We start from the raw sequence: 2,620 nt of genomic DNA, 5'->3' as shown, positions 1-2,620 counted from the left end.
TGTCATGCCGGGCTGCCCCGACGGCATCGTGTTGCCGAAATGCGCCGGCGCTGCCGACGTCAATCACCTGGCCCTGTACCTCGATGCGTTCGAGGCTGCATCCAGCCTCGAACAGGGCAGCACGCGGATCGTCGTCGTTGCGACGGAGACGGCGCGGGCGGTTACAAAGCTGTTCGATTTCGAGGGTGCGAGCCCACGCCTCTGGGGCATGATGTGGGGTGCCGAGGATCTCGCGGCTTCGCTTGGCGCCTCGCGCAACCGGACCGCAGGCCGCTTTCACGGTCCGTTTTTGCTGGCGCGCGATCTCTGCCTGATCAGCGCGGCGGCGGCCGGGGTCGTCGCGATCGATACCATCGCCACCGACATCGACGATCTGGTCGCGCTGAGGGAAGAGGCGATCGCCGCGCGGCATGACGGGTTTCTGTCCAAGGCCGTCATTCATCCCAAGCATGTCGACGTGGTCAATGCGGCCTTCATGCCGACCGATGAGGAGATCGCATGGTCGCAGAAGGTGGTAAAGGCTTTCGACGACAATCCGGATACCGGTGTCGTCAAGCTGGACGGCAAGATGCTCGACAGGCCGCACCTTCGCGCCGCCGTGAAAATTCTCGCACAAGCCAAACGGCAAAGCTGAAGACTCTCCGGACTACGCCGTCGGCGGCGGTTCCACGGGATCGGCCTCGACCATCGCGCCTTCGGCGATCAGCGTCTCGATCTCGCTGTCGGAAAAGCCGGCTTCGCGAAGGATCGCGCTGCTATGTTCGCCCAAGCGGGGCGGGTATTGCCGGATTGACGGCGGCGTCCTGCTCCAGGTCGCGGCGGGCCCTGCCACACGGAGCGGGCCTTCGGTCGGATGGTCGATGGATTGCAGCAGACCGACCGCGGCGAGATGCGGGTCGTCGATCAGGCTGTCGAGGTCGTGCAGCGGCGCGTGCGGAATATCGGCCTCCTCGAACAGGCGCATCCATTCGGCGCTGGTGCGGGTCTTCATGACGCCGGAAAACCAGCCATAGACGAAATCGTAATTGTTCGTCCGTGAGGTGATGCTGTTGAGCCGCGGATCGCGATCGCCGTCGTTGTCCTGGCCGATCGCGCGGAAGAAGGCGCTCCATTGTTTGTCGTTATAGACCAGCGCGCAGATGTAGCCGTCGCTGGTCTGGTAGGGCCGGCGATCCGGCGACAGCAGCCGTGAATAACCCGGCGGTCCGATCGGCGGCTCGAAGCTGCGTCCGGACATATGATCGCCCAGCACGAATTGCGCCATGGTTTCGAACATCGGGATCTCGATCGATTGTCCTTCGCCGGTGCGGTCGCGGTGCAGCAGCGCGGCCAGAATCGCATGCGTGGCGTTGAGCCCGACGATGCGATCGGCCATCGTCGCGGGCGAGAAGCGCGGCTCGCCGGTGATCTTTCCGGTGAGCGCCGGCAACGCCGTCATGCCCTGGATCAAATCGTCGTAGGCGGGCCGACCGGCGTAGGGGCCTTGCTCGCCAAAGCCATGCAGGCTGGCATAGACCAGCCGCGGGTTGAGGGCGAGCAAATCGTCTGCGCCGAGCTGTAGCCGGCGCATCGCGGCCGGTCGCACGTTATGAACGAACACGTCGGCAGTCGACGCCAGCCGCAGCAGCGCCTCGTGGCCGCCGGCTTTTTTCAGGTCGAGCACGATGGAGCGCTTGTTGCGGTTGCCCTGAAGATACATCGCCCCCATCTGCGCGTGGCGCATCGGCGAGGCATGGCGCATCACGTCGCCTTCCGGACTCTCCACCTTGATGACATCGGCGCCGTAGTCGCCCAAAATCATGGTGGCGTAGGGACCCATCATGACGCTGGTCAGGTCGATGATTCTGACGCCGGCGAGAGGTCCCGCCGGGGCGTCAGCGCCAGCCTGTTTCACAGCGCGTCCGCTCAACGGCTCGCCGCCAAAGCCTCGGTGAAGGCCTTGAAGACGTCGGTGCCGGGTTTGCCACGTTTGTCGACGTCCTTTACCCACTCCTCCGCCACGTTCTTGAAAGCCGTGGCGAACACCTGCTTGTCCTCGGGGCCGAACTCGATGACCTTCATGCCCTGCGACTTGATCTTCTCGGTCGCGGCCTTCTCGCCATCCTCGAAGCGCTTGCAGCCTTCGCGCGTGGTTTGTTCGCCCGCTTCGACCAGGACCTTGCGGACGTTCTCCGGCAGGGATTTGAATTTCGCTTCGCCTATCGAATAGGTGAAGATCGCGGTTCCGAAGTTCAGACCCTCGGTGCCGGATTTGAGGATCTTGCCGAAGTCGTAGGACACCGAGCTCTGATAGGAGAAGATCAGGCCGTCGAGCGTGCCGCGGGTGAGCGATTCATAGATCTCGGGCGCGGCCATGCGGACCGGCACGCCATTGATCGAGCGCATCATCAGGTCCATCGCGCCGCCGGTGGTGCGGATCTTCAGGCCCTCCAGATCCTTCGCGGTCTTGACGACACGGCTATTGGCGAGCTGGATCTGATAGGCGGGCAGCGCGATCGTCACCAATGGCCGCAGGCCGTTGGGCGCGAATTCCCTGGTCTCCAGGATGCCGCCATTGTGCGAGATCTTGTAGAAGGCGAGCGATCCCTGGCACTCGGTCTCGAAGATGCCGGGAAGTTCG

The 2,620-nt window shown here is 63.9% G+C and carries 3 protein-coding genes; 1 reads left to right on the top strand and 2 read right to left on the bottom strand.

What is annotated here, in order from left to right; translation table 11 throughout:
* Nucleotides 1-634, top strand: a 634-nt coding sequence (locus tag QZ213_RS27060; protein ID WP_291689111.1) for a CoA ester lyase, incomplete at its 5' end; no start/stop codon positions are given.
* A 12-nt stretch (nucleotides 635-646) separates the two neighbouring features.
* On the opposite strand, the gene QZ213_RS27055 is transcribed toward QZ213_RS27060, so the two are convergent.
* Both QZ213_RS27055 and dctP read right to left on the bottom strand, forming a co-directional pair.
* On the bottom strand, nucleotides 647-1,894 hold the full coding sequence (locus tag QZ213_RS27055) for a CoA transferase (protein ID WP_291689110.1): 1,248 nt from the start codon (nucleotides 1,892-1,894) through the stop codon (nucleotides 647-649).
* An 11-nt stretch (nucleotides 1,895-1,905) separates the two neighbouring features.
* On the bottom strand, nucleotides 1,906-2,620 hold a 715-nt coding region (gene dctP, locus QZ213_RS27050), incomplete at its 5' end, for a TRAP transporter substrate-binding protein DctP (protein ID WP_291689109.1).

Origin of the sequence: Bradyrhizobium sp. (genome assembly GCF_017881085.1) — a bacterium.
GTDB lineage: Bacteria > Pseudomonadota > Alphaproteobacteria > Rhizobiales > Xanthobacteraceae > Bradyrhizobium.
This window is presented reverse-complemented; position numbering and strand designations above follow the sequence as displayed.